Origin of the sequence: Enterobacter cloacae complex sp. ECC445, assembly GCF_021892025.1 — a bacterium.
GTDB classification, from domain to species: Bacteria; Pseudomonadota; Gammaproteobacteria; order Enterobacterales; family Enterobacteriaceae; genus Enterobacter; species Enterobacter chengduensis.
Genome location: NZ_JAKLRZ010000005.1, coordinates 241,908 through 257,752, shown reverse-complemented (window position 1 = coordinate 257,752; position 15,845 = coordinate 241,908). Strand labels below are relative to the sequence as shown.

The 15,845-nt window shown below is 56.8% G+C and carries 17 protein-coding genes; 7 read left to right on the top strand and 10 right to left on the bottom strand.

Features of this window, described 5'->3' with window-relative positions; genetic code table 11:
• Positions 1-122 precede the first annotated feature (122 nt).
• On the bottom strand, positions 123-1,310 hold the full coding sequence (gene metC / locus L6R44_RS07330; protein WP_237423707.1) for a cystathionine beta-lyase: 1,188 nt from the start codon (positions 1,308-1,310) through the stop codon (positions 123-125).
• Positions 1,311-1,561: 251 nt separating this feature from the next.
• On the opposite strand from metC, the gene exbB reads away from it, so the two are divergent.
• Together exbB and exbD are read left to right on the top strand one after the other, a co-directional pair.
• Complete coding sequence (gene exbB, locus L6R44_RS07325; protein ID WP_032643394.1) at positions 1,562-2,293, top strand: tol-pal system-associated acyl-CoA thioesterase; 732 nt, start codon at positions 1,562-1,564, stop codon at positions 2,291-2,293.
• 4 nt (positions 2,294-2,297) lie between these two features.
• Positions 2,298-2,723: a TonB system transport protein ExbD gene (exbD, locus tag L6R44_RS07320; RefSeq protein ID WP_032643392.1), complete on the top strand. Its 426-nt coding sequence runs from the start codon at positions 2,298-2,300 to the stop codon at positions 2,721-2,723.
• A gap of 42 nt (positions 2,724-2,765) precedes the next feature.
• Here exbD and L6R44_RS07315 read toward each other — a convergent pair whose 3' ends face one another.
• Positions 2,766-3,215 (bottom strand): cytoplasmic protein, encoded by a 450-nt coding sequence (locus L6R44_RS07315; RefSeq protein ID WP_237423706.1) that lies wholly within the window; start codon positions 3,213-3,215, stop codon positions 2,766-2,768.
• Position 3,216: 1 nt separating this feature from the next.
• Positions 3,217-3,621 carry a hypothetical protein gene (locus L6R44_RS07310; RefSeq protein ID WP_032643389.1) on the bottom strand — a complete coding sequence of 135 codons (405 nt, stop codon included), beginning with the start codon at positions 3,619-3,621 and terminating at the stop codon, positions 3,217-3,219.
• Between the two features lie 103 nt (positions 3,622-3,724).
• On the opposite strand from L6R44_RS07310, the gene L6R44_RS07305 reads away from it, so the two are divergent.
• Both L6R44_RS07305 and L6R44_RS07300 read left to right on the top strand, forming a co-directional pair.
• Positions 3,725-4,228, top strand: coding sequence for an ESA_00282 family adhesion-associated protein (locus L6R44_RS07305; RefSeq protein ID WP_237423705.1), 504 nt, complete (start codon positions 3,725-3,727; stop codon positions 4,226-4,228).
• An 82-nt stretch (positions 4,229-4,310) separates the two neighbouring features.
• Positions 4,311-4,799, top strand: coding sequence for a TIGR00645 family protein (locus L6R44_RS07300; RefSeq protein WP_023309169.1), 489 nt, complete (start codon positions 4,311-4,313; stop codon positions 4,797-4,799).
• 117 nt (positions 4,800-4,916) lie between these two features.
• Here L6R44_RS07300 and L6R44_RS07295 read toward each other — a convergent pair whose 3' ends face one another.
• On the bottom strand, positions 4,917-5,957 hold the full coding sequence (locus L6R44_RS07295) for an aldo/keto reductase (RefSeq protein ID WP_237423704.1): 1,041 nt from the start codon (positions 5,955-5,957) through the stop codon (positions 4,917-4,919).
• A 229-nt stretch (positions 5,958-6,186) separates the two neighbouring features.
• On the opposite strand from L6R44_RS07295, the gene L6R44_RS07290 reads away from it, so the two are divergent.
• The gene (locus L6R44_RS07290) at positions 6,187-7,734 is read left to right on the top strand and encodes a methyl-accepting chemotaxis protein (RefSeq protein WP_032643386.1); all 1,548 of its coding nucleotides are present in this window, start codon (positions 6,187-6,189) and stop codon (positions 7,732-7,734) included.
• Between the two features lie 232 nt (positions 7,735-7,966).
• On the top strand, positions 7,967-8,242 hold the full coding sequence (locus L6R44_RS07285; protein ID WP_032643385.1) for a hypothetical protein: 276 nt from the start codon (positions 7,967-7,969) through the stop codon (positions 8,240-8,242).
• Between the two features lie 58 nt (positions 8,243-8,300).
• Here the strand turns inward: L6R44_RS07285 and L6R44_RS07280 are convergent, their stop codons facing one another.
• Genes L6R44_RS07280 through yghU form a run of 3 tightly spaced genes read right to left on the bottom strand, consistent with a single transcriptional unit; the run spans position 8,301 to position 9,662 of the window.
• Positions 8,301-8,633, bottom strand: coding sequence for a glycine zipper domain-containing protein (locus L6R44_RS07280; protein WP_008499797.1), 333 nt, complete (start codon positions 8,631-8,633; stop codon positions 8,301-8,303).
• 34 nt (positions 8,634-8,667) lie between these two features.
• Positions 8,668-8,796, bottom strand: a complete 129-nt coding sequence (locus L6R44_RS24880) for a hypothetical protein (RefSeq protein ID WP_256932455.1) — start codon at positions 8,794-8,796, stop codon at positions 8,668-8,670.
• On the bottom strand, positions 8,793-9,662 hold the full coding sequence (gene yghU, locus L6R44_RS07275) for a glutathione-dependent disulfide-bond oxidoreductase (protein WP_237423703.1): 870 nt from the start codon (positions 9,660-9,662) through the stop codon (positions 8,793-8,795). Before yghU ends, L6R44_RS24880 begins: the two co-directional genes overlap by 4 nt.
• Before the next feature lie 183 nt (positions 9,663-9,845).
• On the opposite strand from yghU, the gene gss reads away from it, so the two are divergent.
• Entirely contained in the window at positions 9,846-11,711 is a 1,866-nt protein-coding gene (gene gss / locus L6R44_RS07270) for a bifunctional glutathionylspermidine amidase/synthase (RefSeq protein WP_237423702.1), read from the top strand.
• A gap of 437 nt (positions 11,712-12,148) precedes the next feature.
• Here the strand turns inward: gss and pgaD are convergent, their stop codons facing one another.
• Genes pgaD through pgaB form a run of 3 tightly spaced genes read right to left on the bottom strand, consistent with a single transcriptional unit; the run spans position 12,149 to position 15,841 of the window.
• A complete protein-coding gene (gene pgaD, locus L6R44_RS07265) occupies positions 12,149-12,583 on the bottom strand; it encodes a poly-beta-1,6-N-acetyl-D-glucosamine biosynthesis protein PgaD (protein WP_237423701.1) in 435 nt (144 codons plus the stop codon).
• Positions 12,580-13,911 carry a poly-beta-1,6-N-acetyl-D-glucosamine synthase gene (gene pgaC, locus L6R44_RS07260; protein ID WP_237423700.1) on the bottom strand — a complete coding sequence of 444 codons (1,332 nt, stop codon included), beginning with the start codon at positions 13,909-13,911 and terminating at the stop codon, positions 12,580-12,582. Before pgaC ends, pgaD begins: the two co-directional genes overlap by 4 nt.
• Entirely contained in the window at positions 13,904-15,841 is a 1,938-nt protein-coding gene (gene pgaB / locus L6R44_RS07255; RefSeq protein ID WP_237423699.1) for a poly-beta-1,6-N-acetyl-D-glucosamine N-deacetylase PgaB, read from the bottom strand. The genes pgaC and pgaB overlap by 8 nt, the downstream gene beginning before the upstream one ends.
• Between the last annotated feature and the right edge of the window lie 4 nt (positions 15,842-15,845).

Here is a 15,845-nt window from a genome sequence, read left to right as displayed (position 1 = left end):
AGATATGAAGCTATTGTACTCCCTAATTCGCCCGTTGGGTTTGATCCCGGGCGCAACTCATACAGACTTTTCTGCTTGCGGTGTTCACAAAAGCGTCCAGGGAGTACATTTCAGCCTGCACTCTACACGATACGTTCAAACCCTGCTGACAAATCCGCAATTAAATCGTCAACATTTTCTAAACCGATATGCAGTCGAATCAGGGTGCCGGTAAAGTCCACCTCGCCGCCGGGGCGCAAAGCCGCAACCTGTTCCGGCTGGTTGGGCAGAATCAGGGATTCAAAACCGCCCCAGGAGTAGGCCATGCTGAAAAGGGTAAAATTATCCAGATAGCTCGCCAGCTCGTCGTTATTCAGCCGTTTTTTCAGCACGAACGAGAACAACCCGCTGCTGCCCGTAAAGTCACGCTGCCAGAATTCGTGCCCTTTGCTGCCCGGTAACGCGGGGTGATTCACGCGCTCAACCTGCGGATGCTGCGCCAGCCACTCCGCCACCTTCAGGCTGCTTTCATGGTGCTGACGCAGGCGAACGCCCAGCGTGCGGAGTCCGCGGCTGGTCATGTAGGCCGTGTCGGCATCCACCATCTGGCCCATCAGGTAGGCATTCTCACGCAGCCGATCCCAGCAGCGCGCGTTGGAGACCGCCGTGCCAATCATGCCGTCAGAGTGGCCAATCAGGTATTTCGTCGCCGCCTGAATCGAGATATCAATGTCGAATTCCAGCGCCTTAAACAGCACGCCCGCCGCCCAGGTGTTGTCAATCATGATGATGGCTTCCGGCGCTTTGCTGCGCACGGCCTTTACGATTGCGGGCACGTCGTGCACTTCCATGGTGAGCGACCCCGGCGATTCCAGGAACACAATGCGCGTGTTTGGCTGAATAAGTTCAGAAATACCTTCACCAATCAGCGGGTCGAACCAGCCCGTCGTCACGCCGAGCTTGCTGAGGATTTTGGTGCAGAAGTCCTGGCTGGGTTCATAGGCGGTGTTGGTCATCAGGATATGGTCGCCCTGTTCCACAAACGCCAGAATGGTGTTGGCGACCGCCGCCGCCCCGCACGGGAACAGCGCGCAGCCTGCGCCGCCTTCCAGCTCGCACATCGCTTCCTGCAGAGAAAAATGGGTTAGCGTGCCGCGACGGCCATAAAACAGCCCGCCTTTTGCGCGGTTGCGCGTGGCGATTTTTTTCTCCTCAACGGTGTCAAACACCAGCGAGGAAGCGCGTTGAATCACGCTGTTAACCGATCCTTGCGTATATTTTTTGCTGCGTCCTGCCTGTACCAGCGTGGTATCGAGATGCTTCTTAGTCATGTTCGCCAACCCTGTTTTTATACGTCTGGACGTCCAGACTACCACGATTGCAAAAAACTGCACCCGCAGGCTTATCGAATAAGCAGAAAATATTAGCAAAAATCCGCATAAGAAATTTTTACTGCGTAAGCGCAAGGAAAGTGAGCGAAAATTACGGCACCATGCAAATACTAATGAGAACTACTATCAATTCGACGACGTTTTGATATTATTACGTTCAGATTTTGTGATTTGCGTCCTGGAGATACAGAGTGGGTAATAATTTGATGCAGACGGATCTCTCCGTTTGGGGCATGTATCAGCATGCTGACATCGTGGTTAAGATTGTGATGATCGGCCTGATTCTGGCGTCCGTTGTCACCTGGGCTATCTTCTTCAGCAAAAGCGCCGAGCTGCTTTCGCAGAAGCGTCGCCTCAAGCGTGAGCAGCAGCAGCTGGCTGAAGCCCGCTCTCTGGATCAGGCTTCAGACATGACCTCATCTTTCCACGCGAAAAGCCTGACGACCCTGCTAGTGAATGAAGCCCAAAACGAGCTGGAACTCTCCGCGGGCAGTGAAGATAACGAAGGCATCAAAGAACGTACCGGTTTCCGCCTGGAGCGTCGCGTCGCGGCCGTTGGCCGACACATGGGACGCGGCAACGGTTATCTGGCAACCATCGGCGCGATCTCACCGTTCGTGGGTCTCTTCGGTACGGTGTGGGGCATCATGAACAGCTTTATCGGTATTGCGCAGACCCAAACCACCAACCTGGCGGTCGTGGCGCCGGGTATCGCAGAAGCGTTGCTGGCGACGGCAATCGGCCTGGTTGCCGCTATCCCGGCGGTGGTTATCTACAACATCTTCGCGCGCATGATTGGCAGCTATAAAGCGACGCTCGGTGACGTTGCCGCGCAGGTCCTGCTGCTGCAAAGCCGCGATCTCGACCTGAATGCCAGCTCGGTTAAGCCGGTGCACGCGGCGTCCAAACTGCGCGTGGGTTGATACTATGGCGATGCGTCTAAACGAAAATCTGGACGATAACGGCGAAATGCATGAGATCAACGTGACGCCGTTTATCGACGTCATGCTGGTTCTGCTGATTATCTTTATGGTTGCCGCGCCGCTGGCGACGGTTGATGTGAAGGTGAATCTGCCAGCCTCATCGAGCCAGCCGCAGCCGCGTCCGGAAAAGCCTATTTATCTTTCCGTGAAAGCCGATAAATCGATGTTCCTGGGCAACGACCCGGTAACGGACGCTTCGGTTATTCCAGCCCTGGATCAGCTTACCGGCGGCAAGAAGGACACCACCGTCTTCTTCCGTGCGGATAAAACCGTTGATTATGAAACCATGATGAAGGTAATGGACACGCTGCATCAGGCGGGGTACCTGAAGATTGGGCTGGTCGGCGAAGAGAAAGCGGCCTCAAAATGATAAAGAAGCTGGCGAAAGCCGGCTTTTTTTATGCCTGGCGGATTATGGGTTTTGGTTACCCGTCGGTGCTGTAGAGGACGTTGCCAGCGCGTCCTCATCAAGCGCAACGCAGGTGACGTTTGACGTACGGTACTCACCGTCTGACAGCTTGCGGGTCAGACGAAGGGTGGCGATTTCTCTGGCAAGCAGATACTGATAGTTGGCCTCGAGGCGCCCGAGAAGCTTCTCTTTCAGTTCTGGCCGCTGTTCGATGATGGCGTTCATCACCGCACCGTAAATTTCTTCTTTGACCTGTAGCGGATAAATTTCACGGCGATTCTGCCACTTTAGCCGCACCAGCGTCGCCGGGATCGATACCAGGTCTTGCGTTATACGCGTCATCTCGTCATTTTTTGTGTTTCGTAGCGCATCGAGATTTTGCTTTAAGATAAATTCATCACTTTTTTTATCATCTAAAGTCAAATAAACGTCATTATTGTTAATTTCTTTCACGTTAATCTTCCCCCAGGCTATAAAAAATGGGATTGTTTTTTTCGCGCGTAATTAAGTTAAGCCAAATTTCATTGCCCGCTTCGTTTATTTCTTTGGTTTTTTCGGCCAATATTTGACTTAGTTTCTGGGCATCTATTTCGCCTTCGGCCTGCAGATCATTCAGCAGGTGAACGAAGGCCTCAATTTTTATGGCGCGAAATAAGCGGTCTTTTATATGGCGATCGTGCTCTTCCAGCAACATATTACGGGATTTGCCGGTACGGGAAACACCAATTAATATATCAGGCTCAAAATCGGAGAGCTTTCTTTTCCCCTGAGTGAAACTGACCTCTTTTTCTACTTCCGTCGGTTGCTGTTCCACAGGCGTAATGTGGTACTTAGCCGGGACGAGATAGTCGGGCAGCATTTTTAATTTCCTTTAATTTCAACAGGGTGGGGTTGGTAAAGGCGTGAGATTCGTTGACAATATCATGAGGCAAATTTAAAATCAAAAAAAATGGAGCCTACCCATGAACAGCATCTTTTTTACGGTCATCACATTACTATTTCTGACCGCTGGTGTGCTTTTATTGATGCAGGAGTTCAATAAAACGAAAGTGTCGAAAGACACCAGTGAACCGCCGTTACCGGAACTCATGACCAAAGAGGAAGGGGAAGACCATTTCTCTGTATTGATGAACTCCGTTACGCCCGTCTGGTACTGGCGGGTGAACCATGAATATATCGACTTTTTACACGCGACAATTAAGCGGATGAAAATGTCGGAAATTAATGACACGCCTGGATTATTTGAGGCACAGCGTCGCTGTAGCGACCTGAATTCAGCCGTGTATAAATATTATGACAATATCAAAAAGCGCTGCCTCAACGGCGAGAAAGTCTCTTATTCCGATCTCGACGTATTAAATTTACGTCAGTGTTTTCGCGAGTTCAGCCTGGAAGCCTATCCGGAGCTGGTGGCGCTGGTCTGGCCGGAGTTCGCTCGTCCGGAGGTTAACCCCGACAACGTCTGAGTGAACCTACTGGTGAGCTATTGCAAACTGCCAGCGCCATTGGGATATACTGAGCGCTGGTTTCTTTTGCAAACAGGACTTTATGGAACGCTTTTTTGAAAACGCCATGTACGCTTCGCGCTGGATACTGGCCCCCGTCTATTTTGGCCTTTCGCTGGCACTTATCGCGCTGACGATTAAGTTCTTTCAGGAAATCTGGCACGTTCTGCCGAACATATTTTCAATTGCCGAAGCGGATTTGATTCTGGTTCTGCTGTCGCTGGTGGATATGACCCTGGTGGGGGGACTGCTGGTGATGGTGATGTTCTCCGGCTACGAGAATTTTGTCTCACAGCTTGATATCGACGAACGTAAAGAGAAGCTCAGCTGGCTGGGAAAAATGGATGCCTCGTCGCTGAAGAATAAAGTGGCCGCGTCGATTGTGGCAATCTCCTCTATCCACCTGCTGCGCGTGTTTATGGACGCGAAGAACGTGCCGGATAATAAGCTAATGTGGTACGTCATTATCCACCTGACGTTTGTGCTGTCGGCGTTTGTGATGGGGTATCTGGATAAGATCAGTAAGAAATAAAGTACACCTTGCCCCTCACCCTAACCCTCTCCCCAAAGGGGAGAGGGGACTGCCCGGAGCGGCTTTTCTCCCTCTCCCCTTTGGGGAGAGGGCAGGGTGAGGGGGGGAAATAACGCGCTATTTATCCGACGACGCCTGCCACAGATTCAACTCCCCATCCGCAACATGCCTGTCGATTCTTTCCAGTTCATCTTCGCTAAAGTGCAGGTTATCCAGCGCCCGCACGTTCTCCTCAATCTGTTCCGGGCTGCTTGCGCCGATCAGCACTGAGGTCACGCGCGCATCTTTCAGCAGCCAGCTTAGCGCCATCTGCGCCATGGACTGACCGCGCGCCTGCGCCATTTCACTCAGCAAACGCAGGCTGTTCAGGTTGGCTTCGGTCAGCATTTTTTCGTTCAGACCGCGGACTTTCTTCCCTTCACGCTGCATGCGTGAATCTTCAGGAATTCCGTTCAGGTATTTTCCGGTCAGCAGCCCCTGCGCCAGCGGGGTAAAGGCGATGCAGCCGGTACCGTTTGCCGCCAGCGCGTCCAGCAAACCGGTCTTATCGACCCAGCGGTTGAGCAGGTTGTAGGACGGCTGGTGGATCAGCAGAGGGATCTTCCACTCGCGCAGCAGCTCGGCCATTTTTTGCGTGCGCTCGGTTGAGTAGGAGGAGATGCCCACATAAAGCGCTTTTCCGCTTTGCACGGTGTGGGCCAGCGCGGCGGCCGTCTCCTCCATCGGCGTGTTTTCATCCACGCGGTGAGAATAGAAAATATCCACGTAGTCGACGCCCAGGCGTTGCAGGCTCCGATCGAGGCTGGCGAGCAGATATTTGCGCGAGCCGCCCGAGCCGTATGGCCCCGGCCACATGTCGTAGCCCGCCTTGGTGGAGATAACCAGCTCGTCGCGATACGCGGCAAAGTCCTCACGCAGCAGACGGCCAAAATTCTCTTCCGCGCTGCCTGCCGGCGGGCCGTAATTGTTGGCAAGGTCGAAATGGGTAATGCCGAGATCGAAGGCTTTGCGCAGCAGCGCCCGCTGGGCATCAAGAGGCTGTACGTGGCCAAAGCTGTGCCATAAACCCAGCGACAGCGCGGGCAGGCGCAGGCCGCTCTTTCCGCAGTAGCGGTACTGCATATGTTCATAGCGGGCAGCGTCAGGGTACCAGGACATGATGTCTCCTTTCTTATCGATGAATTTTCGAAACAACGTTTTCATTCTGAACTTACCACATCACAAATGACATCATGAAGCGTGGGGATAGGGTTAAGAGTCGCTGTGTGACCAGTGAAGCCCTGCTAATTAAAAATGATCACAAAACGTTATAATTTCCCTCTTTCCTGCCGATAACGAGAGAAGCACTCGCCTCTGGGCGAACTCACCCTCACGGCAAGGAAGACTTATGAATATGCTTCGTAATTTCACGATCCGTTTCGTCATGCTGGCGATTCTCGGGATCTTTTGTTTAATGTGGGCGGGCGTTGGGCTGTACAGCTCCTGGTCCCTGTCTCGCGTTTCAGATGGCAATGAAGTGGACCGCCAGCTGGTCAAACAGATGACGGTGCTCAGCCAGGGCAACGACCAGTATTTCCGCTTTGTGACCCGCCTGAGCCGCGCAATGGAAGTCAAAGCCGCAGGGGGCACGCCGGATCTCTCCTCTGCCCAGCAGGCGCTGGATAACATGGGCAAGAAGCTCGCCGAGATGAAGGCGATCTCCCCAGGCCCGATGGATGAGGAGATCGCTTCCCGGGTAATCGGCTCCTGGCAGGCGCTGCTCGAACAGGGCGTGACGCCGCAAATGCAGCAGGCGAAAGAGGGAGCGCTGGACGGCTATCGTCAGCAGGCCAATAACGTCACTCCACCGCTGAGCCGCGCGTTCGGTGCGGCGGCTGAAGCGTTCAACAATGCTGCCGCGAAGTCGCTCGACAGCACCCGCGTGGTGGTGGACGGCCTGACCAGCATGACCCGCACGGTGATTATCGTCGCCACCATCGTCGGCCTGCTGATCCTGCTCTTCACCGACCGTTACCTGGTCGCGATGCTGGTCAAACCGCTGGACCGCATTCGCCACCAGTTCCGCCAGATTGCCCAGGGCGATCTCAGCCAGCCCATTGAGCCGTTTGGCCGCAACTGCGTGGGGCAGTTGGTGCCGCTGCTGAGCGCCATGCAGGACAGCCTGCGCGAAGCGGTCAGCACGATCCGCTCCGGTAGCGAAAATATCTGGCGCGGGGCGACGGAAATTTCCAGCGGTAACAACGATCTCTCATCCCGTACCGAAGAGCAGGCGGCTGCGCTGGAAGAGACGGCAGCCAGCATGGAACAGCTGACCGCAACGGTGAAGCTGAACGCGGAGAGCGCGCGCCAGGCCAGCCAGCTGGCCGATGTGGCCTCAACCACCGCCAGCCGCGGCGGCTCGCTGGTGGAAGAGGTGGTGACTACCATGAGCGGTATTTCGCAAAGCTCGAAGAAAATTGCTGAAATCACCAACGTGATCAACAGCATTGCCTTCCAGACCAATATTCTGGCCCTCAACGCGGCGGTTGAGGCGGCGCGCGCGGGCGAACAGGGGCGCGGTTTCGCCGTGGTGGCAGGGGAAGTTCGCAACCTGGCAAGCCGCAGCGCCAACGCGGCGAAAGAGATTGAGGGGCTGATTACCGACTCCGTGTCCCGCGTAGAGCAGGGTGCGCAGCTGGTGAGCGACACCGGCACCACCATGGATGCGATTTTGCGCGACGTGACGGAAGTGACGACCATTATGAAGCAAATCGCCTCTGCTTCTGAGGAGCAAAGCAAGGGCATTTCGCAGGTCGGGATTGCCATTACGCAGATGGACGGCGTCACCCAGCAGAACGCCTCGCTGGTTGAAGAGGTTTCCGCTGCGGCGGCGGCGCTGGAGCGTCAGACCGAAGAGCTTCAGCGCTCGGTGCAGAAGTTCCGCCTGACGGCATAACGCAACGTTGCAAGGCCGCCCTGTGCGGCCTTGCTTTATTCACGAATTTTGTGTTCAGCGCGCGCCGTCTATTTTTTAATAGCGCGGGTCAATATATTTAAAGTATTAAATTATTCTCTTGTGCCAATATATTTGGCATTTTCTGCACATTCCAGAACATGAAAATTAATATTGTCTTAAGATTCAGCCGACATAATGAATTATCTTCTTGTTACCGGAAATAATTCAATTTATGAAAAACCGTATTATTTTATTTGCTGCCCTGGCAGGTTTTGCAGTGGTCAATACCGCGATGGCTCAGAGCGTTACGGTCGATGTCCCTTCGGGATATAAGGTCGTGCTTGTTCCGCAGTCAGCCACGGTTCCGCAGGCGGTAACCGTCGCCCCTGCACCCGCCCAAACCGTTTATGCGGCACCTGCTCCGGTTTATCACCCGCGTGCACGCCATGTGGCGAGCGTGGCGGAAGGGATGGTGATTGAGCATCAGTATGACGATCATCACCATTGATAAGATGGTGAAGGGTTTCAAAAAGCCGGGCGAGCACACGGACGCCCGGCAAAGTCTATCAGTGCGTCGCTTCACCAATCAGCGCGCCCGTTCCCGCGCCAACGGCTGCACCTTTCAGCACGCTCTTGCCGGTCACCGCCGCGGCACCTGCGCCCACGGCAGCCCCTACCGCGCCGCCCTTACGCGCGGCTTTACCTTTATCGCCGTTTTTGAACATGGCACCGGTGCCTGCGCCCACAACGGCACCGCCCACGGTGGATTTCAGATCTTTGCCCGTGGCCGCGCCAATAGCGGCGCCTGCGACCGCGCCAGCGGCGGTTTTGTCGATGGCCATTCCCGAGGTGGAAAAAATGAGGGCGCTGATAACCAGCGTTGTTTTAATGAGTTTCATAACAGATCCTTTGTGACTGCTGTTGGTTGATACGTCATTTCTCTGCGTCTGAAAGGAGAGAAACGGCCAGATAGTGCCAGCAAACCGGCTCAACCTTTAGGCTAATCATGCCCTGGGAAAGGATCTGTTCTGCCGGGCGGCGTACCGCCCGGCCAGTCGTCATGCCTGACGCTTGTCTTCCGTATTGGTATCAAAGTCGCTCGCGGCGTGGCGCTCGTGAAGCTGCTCGTTCAGCTCGCCGCTGGTGCGGTTGACGATGCGTCCGCGCTTGACGGCATGGCGGTTCGCCACGTCCTTCGCCCAGCGCTGCACGTTTGTGTACTTCTCTGCGTCAAGGAACTCGGCGGCGTTATAGACGCTGCCCAGCGCCACGCAGCCGAACCACGGCCAGATGGCGATATCCGCGATGGTGTACTCCTCACCCGCCACGTAGCGACCGCGCGCCAGCTGTTTATCCAGCACGTCGAACAGGCGTTTGGCTTCCATAGTGAAGCGGTCAATCGCGTACTCAATTTTCACCGGCGCATAGTTGTAGAAGTGGCCAAAACCGCCGCCGAGGAACGGCGCCGCGCCCTGCAGCCAGAACAGCCAGTTCAGCGTCTCGGTGCGTCCCGCCGGATCTTTCGGCAGGAAGTGACCGAATTTCTCTGCGAGGTAAAGCAGGATATTACCGGATTCAAATACGCGCGTTGGCGGGTTCGTGGAGTGGTCACGAAGCGCCGGAATTTTCGAGTTCGGGTTCACCTCAACAAACCCGCTGGAGAACTGATCGCCCTCGCCGATGCGGATCAGCCACGCGTCGTACTCCGCGCCCGTCACGCCCAGCGCCAGCAGTTCTTCGAGCATGATCGTCACCTTCTGGCCGTTCGGCGTGCCCAGCGAATAGAGCTGCAGCGGGTGCGAACCGACAGGAAGATCTTTCTCATGCGTTGCGCCGGAAATTGGGCGGTTGATGTTGGCGAACGCGCCGCCGCCGTTCTTTTTCCATTCCCACACTTTCGGTGGCTGATAGGTGTTTTCGTCTGACATGTTGGCCTGCCTCTTTGGTGTTGTGTTGAGGCAGTGTAGCAGTTGGCAGGGGAACCGTTTAACGATGCGAGCGTAATGTGCAGGGCAGGTGTATGATAAATCACCCTCTGTCAGGTTAATTACAACGTGCAGACGACGACAACCTCTAAGAAAATTGCCGCCTGCCTGTTTTAGGTTGGATACATGCGTAAAGGAACGTTAAGCAGTGACGCGCCATTCGGGACGTTGTTAGGCTATGCGCCGGGTGGCGTGGCGATTTACTCTTCAAATTACGGCAGCCTGGACCCGCGAAAATACCCGGAAGACGCGGATTTTCGCAGCTATATCGGCAACGAATACATGGGCCACAAGTGGCAGTGCGTGGAGTTCGCCCGCCGTTTCCTGTTCCTCAACTATGGCGTCGTGTTTACCGACGTCGGCATGGCGTGGGAGATTTTCTCTCTGCGCTTTTTGCGCCAGGTGGTGAACGATAACATTCTGCCCCTTCAGGCGTTTGCCAACGGTTCGAAACGCGCGCCGCGCGCCGGGGCGCTGCTGGTTTGGCAAAAGGGCGGCGAGTTCCACGAGACCGGCCACGTGGCGGTGATCGCCCAGCTTCTGGACGATAGGGTGCGCATTGCGGAGCAGAACGTGATTCACTCCCCGCTGCCGCTCGGGCAGCAGTGGACCCGCGAGCTGCGTCTGAGCGTGGAGAACGGGTGTTACACCCTCCATGACACCTTCAGCGACACGGAAATTCTCGGCTGGATGATCCAGACCGACGACACGGAACACAGCATTCCCCAGCCGGAAATCGACGGCGAGCTGCTGAAAATCAGCGGCGCGCGGCTGAAAAACACGCGTCAGTTCGACGGAAAATGGCTCAACGAAAATGACGTGCTGCAGCAGGCGTATATCCGCGCGAACGGTCACGTGATCAATAAAGATCCCTGCCAGTACTTCACCATCACCGAAAGCGCCGAGCAGGAGCTGATCAAGGCCACCAACGAGCTGCACCTGATGTACCTGCACGCCACCGATAAGGTGCTGAAAGACGACAGCCTGCTGGCGCTTTTCGATATCCCGAAAATCCTCTGGCCGCGCCTGCGCCTCTCGTGGCAGTGGCGTCGCCACCATATGATCACCGGTCGTATGGATTTCTGCATGGACGAGCGCGGCATCAAGGTTTACGAGTACAACGCCGACTCCGCGTCATGCCATACCGAGGGCGGGCTTATCCTTGAGGAGTGGGTGAAAAACGGCTATCGCGGCAACGGGCATAACCCGGCGGAGGGCCTGCTGGAAGAGCTAACCGGCGCGTGGAAGCATAGCCATGCGCGGCCGTTCGTCCACATCATGCAGGACAACGATGTCGAAGAGGACTATCACGCGCTCTTTATTCAGCGCTCGCTGATGCAGGCCGGGTTCGAGACCAAAATTCTCCACGGGCTGGGGGCGCTCAGCTGGGATGCCGCCGGACAGCTGGTTGACGACGAAGGTCGCCACGTCAACTGCGTGTGGAAAACCTGGGCGTGGGAAACGGCGATAGAGCAGATCCGCGAGGTCAGCGAAACCGAATATGCCGCGGTGCCGATTCGGACCGGACATCCCGAAGGCGAAGTCCGCCTCATTGACGTCCTGCTGCGCCCCGAGGTGCTGGTCTTCGAACCGCTGTGGACGGTGATACCGGGCAACAAAGCCATTCTGCCGGTGCTGTGGCAGCTCTTCCCGAACCACCGTTACCTTCTCGACACCGATTTTGAGGTTAACGAACTGCTCAAGCAGACCGGCTATGCCGTCAAGCCGATAGCCGGACGCTGCGGCAGCAATATCGATCTCATCAGCGCTCAGGACGAGCTGCTGGATAAATCCAGCGGCAAGTTTGTCGACCGTAAAAACATCTATCAGCAGCTGTGGTGCCTGCCGAAGGTTGACGGCAAGTACATACAGGTTTGCACCTTTACCGTGGGCGGGAACTACGGGGGAACCTGCCTGCGCGGCGATGACTCGCTGGTGGTGAAGAAAGAGAGCGATATTGAGCCGCTGATCGTGGTGAAGGACTCGCTATAAAATAATGTCGGCACCGACGACCCCCTCTCCCTTGAGGGAGAGGGCTGGGGTGAGGGGGAACATACGGCTCTGGTGGGCATTCCGTTCACTTTATGTTCCTTGCTACTCTTTAACGACATGGCCTGTGAACGTGCCAGGGTGGCTCAGTCGCCACCACCCTGGCGACCCGGGCTCCCGGCGGTAAATCGCCGCTACGCGGTACCTTCGGCTCATTCCTTCCGGCTTATCGGGGACGGGCGGAGGTAACGTCCCTGTAAAGCCCGCCCTCTCGGCGCATCCATGCGCCTCGCCCCGACCTGCAGGAAACGCCTCAGCGATTTACAGCCGGACCAGGGCATCGCTGAAAGCCTTTAGTCGTTCTGAAACAAGGTCATTGCTTCTGCTTAAAAAATACTGTGGATCCCTCAGCCCGCAGGGCATCCTGCGGGGGCTTTTCGCTACTGTTCTTCCTCTTCCAGCTGCTCGCTGATCTTCAAATCGATGATGCGGCCAATCTGGTCATGGTACACCGTCAGCAGGTTGTACTGGCTCATCTCGGAGATGATCTGCGGTGAAACATTAAAGCTGCGGGCCAGCTCCTCCTGGTGAAAATAGCCCGGCTGGCGCCGCCTCACGTGGGCCCGGCGGCGATTGTACTGATACCACAAAATCAGCAGCCAGCCGTTGAGCGCGGCGAACAGCAAATAAACCAGCACCGTATTAAAGGAGGCAATAATCACGCCCCATCGGTGGTCGCTCTCATCGGTGAGCTGCATCCAGAGCCGGGCATACAGGAAAAACAGAAATCCTCCCCACGCCGCCAGTGTCAACGCGGCATCGAAAAGACGCGGCAATAGCCGATGTTCGGTCAAAATTAAGGTATTTTCATTCATTGAAGGCTTCCTTTTCCCCGGTCCGGACTGATCCAGCGCGCGCGGGCGCGCTGGCGTTTAAGCATGACTTTTGGAAACGCGACGAGGGTGGTGAACAGGCCGATCATCCAGTACACCATCGGGAACCAGATCACCCAAAACAGCGAGCTGGCCACCTTCCGCTCATAGCGCCGCTCGATGTACAAGCTGACCAGGAACTGCAGCAGGCACATCACCCCCAGCAGCAGCCCGGTAAACTCCGGTGGAAACAGGCTCTCCACGGTCAGCCTGGCGGGAACAGGCGCAACCTGGCTGAGGAGGAACAGCAGCACCGTCATCGCGTACGCGAAGGCCCACAGCGTTGACAGCGCGTACTCCATAAACAGGGGCCACATGCGGTGATGCTCCCAGCGCACAATCCTGCGCAGGTTGACCAGAAACACCTCCGCGCCGCCCTGGGCCCAGCGCAGACGCTGTTTCCACAGACCCTTCAGCGTCTCCGGCATCAGGATCCAGCAAAGCGCCCGCGGCTCGAAAAAGATATCCCAGTGGCGCAGCTGGAGCTTCCAGCTGATGTCGATATCTTCGGTGATCATGTCCGGGCTCCAGTACCCAACGTCCGCCAGCGCCTGTCGGCGAAAGGCGGCGATGACGCCGGAGACGGTAAATACTCGGCCATAGATCCGCTGCGTCCGCTTGATGAGCCCAATGATGGATGAGAACTCGCCCACCTGAATGCGGCCAATCAGCGTGGAACGGGTGCGAATACGCGGATTCCCGGTAACCGCGCCGACGTGGGGATAATGAATCAGCGGTGCCACCAGATACGCTGCCGTATCGCGATCGAGCAGGGCATCGCCGTCAATGCAGACCAGCAGATCGCCCCGGGCCGCCGCCGCCCCGGCTTTAAGCGCCAGCGCTTTCCCCTGGTTCTCCGCGAGGTTAATCACCCGCAGGCGCGGCTGCTCCAGCGCCAGGGCCTGCAATACCTCCGCCGTGTTGTCAGACGACCCGTCGTTGATGGCGATAACTTCGATATTTTCATACCGCTGATCCAGCGCGGCGCTGATGGTCTCCCGGGCATTCCTGCCCTCGTTGAAGCAGGGGATAAGAATGGAGATGAGCGGCTCGCCGGGCAGCGCGGGCGGCGGGGTTTCTTTATCCCACGACCAGTGGCGTTCAAGCTGAAACCAGAAATAGAGCCCGCCGGTTATCCAGAGCACCGACATAAACAGCGGCCAGAAGAAGACAAAATCCAGAATCAGCTCGCCGGTAAAGAGGGCGGCCACGCCTAACGGCAACCCGAATACCAGACATAAAATAGAGAATGCGATAATGCGATCAGTCATTGTCAGGGTACCAGTAGGAAGAAAATTCAGGCCTGATGCGGGAGATAGCAGGCTGGTTGTTGATGAAATCGTCGGGGTAGTAACCGTAGTGTTTGACGCCGTTCAGCTGGAGCACGCGCATCCACTGCGCAAGCTGGCTGTCGGAAACGGCGCGCTGCGGTTGCCGATCCCAGTCTTTCGCCTGCAGTTCAAAAATGGTTTTATCGAGCGCGCCGGGGCGGGCGGCAACCGCGTTAACCAGACGGGTCAGCCAGGCGTCGCTCTCGTCTACCGGGACGGACTCCATCAGCGGCATGGCCATCGGTACCGTCCAGTCATACTCCGCCAGAAAATCGTCAAGATTCTGCGCGAACCACGCTTCGCTCTCCGGCTGCAGAATGGGTAAGGCGAACATATTGCGGGCGGTTTTTATCTGCGGGCCGCGGATATGCTTCACCGCCAGGCTCAGGGCGTGGGTAAACCCGATAAGCGTCTGGCTTTTCTGGCGCGTGCTGTTCTGAGCGGTATCGTCCACGTCCGTCAGCACCGCATCGTCATGGAACAAGATCCCGTTGAAGCTGGCATAGCGGGCCAGATCTTGATAGATGTCCGTCACCTGCTGGCGCACCTGCGGGTCCCACGGTGAGAGCCGGATATAGGGCTCGGTGGCCTCCCGCAGCTGGCCGGTTTGAGGATCCCTGCGCTGCACGCGCGGCAGGGCAGGATCGAGATCGAACGAGAGCACCGGCATCCACGCGAAGACTTTCACCCCCGCGCGGGTTTGCAGCTGCCAGGAGACGAAGTTGAATAGATCGGCCCGAACCGGCAGCCAGCGGTTGGGAAAATAGAGCGCCTTGATCCTGCCGTCGCCCTGCGGGTCGGCAAACGCCTGCAGGAAAACGTGGCTGATTTTCATGTCGTAGACCCGCTGGATCAGCCTGTTGATGTTTTGGGTTTGCTGGGCCGGATCGGGATCGTAAACGTAGTCGAGATCGACGTGCATGACGCGCGCGGGATCGCGCTCCTGAACCTGGCTGACCGTACTGGCAAAGGTTTTGAGCGAAGGATTACCGGCGATCAGCAGGCGGGGGATGTTGCCCAGATCCTGCACGTTTCCGAGCCCGTCCTCAAGGGTAAAGGCCAGCTGGTAACCCTGCCGTCTGGCGATGGCGAGCGACGTACCGTTAGCGGCGCCGTAAGGCCAGACCCAGGCGCGCGGCGCTTTGCCCGTCACCTGCGCGATCTTTTCAGTCACCTTGCGAATGTCATCGCCGATCCGCTGGCTGAACTGCGGGTCCGTTTCATAGCGGCCCGTGGCATTGTCATAAAAGCGGTTGGCGATCGCCGGTTCCCGGCTGCCCTGCGGGTTAGCCGGAATGCCGTAATGCGAGGCCCAGGTATGCGATCCGATCTCAATCAGCGGAGACTGGCCGAGCTCGCGCACCATGTCCCACGTCGCGAAGCGATCGCGGGGCGTCATCAGGCCGCCAAAATTGACCTTTTGATCCGCCGGCGTGTCCACCCAACTGCCCACCGGCGCCCAAAGGGCAGGGACGTTCCACGCCTGCAGCAGCGGCCAGACGCGGGTGTAAAAGCTGCTGTAGCCGTCGTCAAAGCTGAGCAGAACGGCTTTGGGCGGCAGCGTTTTTTTCCCGTCATGGGCATCCAGAATGTCCTGCACGCTGATGGCGTGATAGCCGTTGTGCAGCAGCCAGCTTATCTGCTCGTTTAACGCGCTGGTGCGAACCGAGAGGTAGCGCTGATCGGCTGCATCATCTTCTACGTCGTGGTAGGCCAGCACCAGAAACTGGTTCTGCGGCCAGGGCTTGCTCGCCTCCAGCTGTGGCCGCGCTTTGGGCGCAATAAACGAAAATGCCTGCGCGCAGACGCTCGCGCTGAGGCAGAGCCAGCCGATGAGCATCAGGCTCGCGGAAAAACGTGTGTTCAGCATAGTC

Excerpts from the sequence above, each read along its gene's own strand:
- pgaD (WP_237423701.1), bottom strand. The coding sequence starts at position 12,583 with ATGAATGAAAATACCTTAATTTTGACCGAACATCGGCTATTGCCGCGT.
- L6R44_RS07280 (WP_008499797.1), bottom strand. The coding sequence starts at position 8,633 with ATGAAACTCATTAAAACAACGCTGGTTATCAGCGCCCTCATTTTTTCC.
- L6R44_RS07285 (WP_032643385.1), top strand. The coding sequence starts at position 7,967 with ATGAAAAACCGTATTATTTTATTTGCTGCCCTGGCAGGTTTTGCAGTG.
- metC (WP_237423707.1), bottom strand. The coding sequence starts at position 1,310 with ATGACTAAGAAGCATCTCGATACCACGCTGGTACAGGCAGGACGCAGC.
- yghU (WP_237423703.1), bottom strand. The coding sequence starts at position 9,662 with ATGTCAGACGAAAACACCTATCAGCCACCGAAAGTGTGGGAATGGAAA.
- L6R44_RS07295 (WP_237423704.1), bottom strand. The coding sequence starts at position 5,957 with ATGTCCTGGTACCCTGACGCTGCCCGCTATGAACATATGCAGTACCGC.
- L6R44_RS24880 (WP_256932455.1), bottom strand. The coding sequence starts at position 8,796 with ATGACGACTGGCCGGGCGGTACGCCGCCCGGCAGAACAGATCCTTTCC.
- gss (WP_237423702.1), top strand. The coding sequence starts at position 9,846 with ATGCGTAAAGGAACGTTAAGCAGTGACGCGCCATTCGGGACGTTGTTA.
- L6R44_RS07290 (WP_032643386.1), top strand. The coding sequence starts at position 6,187 with ATGAATATGCTTCGTAATTTCACGATCCGTTTCGTCATGCTGGCGATT.
- L6R44_RS07300 (WP_023309169.1), top strand. The coding sequence starts at position 4,311 with ATGGAACGCTTTTTTGAAAACGCCATGTACGCTTCGCGCTGGATACTG.
- pgaC (WP_237423700.1), bottom strand. The coding sequence starts at position 13,911 with ATGACTGATCGCATTATCGCATTCTCTATTTTATGTCTGGTATTCGGG.
- exbD (WP_032643392.1), top strand. The coding sequence starts at position 2,298 with ATGGCGATGCGTCTAAACGAAAATCTGGACGATAACGGCGAAATGCAT.
- L6R44_RS07310 (WP_032643389.1), bottom strand. The coding sequence starts at position 3,621 with ATGCTGCCCGACTATCTCGTCCCGGCTAAGTACCACATTACGCCTGTG.
- L6R44_RS07305 (WP_237423705.1), top strand. The coding sequence starts at position 3,725 with ATGAACAGCATCTTTTTTACGGTCATCACATTACTATTTCTGACCGCT.
- pgaB (WP_237423699.1), bottom strand. The coding sequence starts at position 15,841 with ATGCTGAACACACGTTTTTCCGCGAGCCTGATGCTCATCGGCTGGCTC.